Origin of the sequence: Arthrobacter sp. Cr_A7 (genome assembly GCF_029222765.1) — a bacterium.
Lineage (GTDB): Bacteria > Actinomycetota > Actinomycetes > Actinomycetales > Micrococcaceae > Arthrobacter.
The window spans coordinates 1-927 of record NZ_JARHXQ010000313.1; the positions used below are offsets into that span (position 1 = coordinate 1).

At 65.8% G+C, this 927-nt stretch carries 1 protein-coding gene; it reads right to left on the bottom strand.

Going from position 1 to position 927, the window contains the following annotated elements; all coding sequences use genetic code 11:
• On the bottom strand, positions 1-905 hold a 905-nt coding region (locus P2Q66_RS19185; RefSeq protein WP_275730699.1), incomplete at its 3' end, for an FAD-binding oxidoreductase.
• Positions 906-927: the final 22 nt, after the last annotated feature.

A 927-nucleotide genomic window follows, 5' to 3' on the forward strand; every position in this document is an offset into this window, starting at 1 on the left:
TAAGGGAGCGGTCCCACTGCGTCCACCAGAACCGGCGCGGCGGCCCGCATGGGAGCAACAAGGGCGGCACCCTCCGCTTCGCTGCCCTGCCAGGCGAACCGCAGGTGCATCACAAACGTGCCCCGCAGGAAAGCGGGCACCTCTTCCATGTCCGGCAGCCGCAGGAAGGCCAGTGATGCAGAGGCCCCCAGCGGAAGGTCCCGCGTCCAGCTCCTGAAGCCGGCAAGGACGTCTTTGGCATGCACACCGTCGTAAAAAATGCCGCCGGCATACAGTTGGCCGGCCGGGAAGAGAGAGAACTCCATTGCGGTGACGATGCCGAAGTTGCCCTTGCCGCCGCGAAGCAGGGAGAACAGCCGCGGCTCGCTGACGGCGTCCACACGCCGCAGTTCGCCGTCGGGCGTGACCAGGTCAAAAGCCAGGACATGGTCCGAGGCGAAGCCGTATTTGCGGCCCAGGAGCGGCAGCCCGCCGCCAAGGGTGTAACCGACCACGCCGACGTCGGTGGTGGAACCGTGCAGGCCGGTCAGGCCGTGCGGTGCAGCCGCGCGGAGGACGTCGCGCCAGCGGATGCCGGCCCCAACGCGGGCAGACTGCTCCTCCGGATCGATGGATAGCTCCAGCATGTAGCGGGTGCTGATAAGGAGGCCGTCAGTGATGGCGTTCGCGGCGCCGTGGCCCGTGGACTGGACGGAAATGGACATGTTGCGGGCAGAAGCCCACTTGACCGCAGCCACGACGTCATCGGCGTTGACTGCGGCCAGGACCAGGTCCGGCGTGTGCCGGGTGGCGAGATTGAAAGCTGCGGCTTCTGATTCATAGGAAGCGTCGCCGGGGGCATAAACCAGCCCGCGGACAAGGAGCTGCAGTTCGGTTTTTGCCGTATGGGTAGGGAGATTCTGCATTTCTGGCTTTCACTAGTTGGGC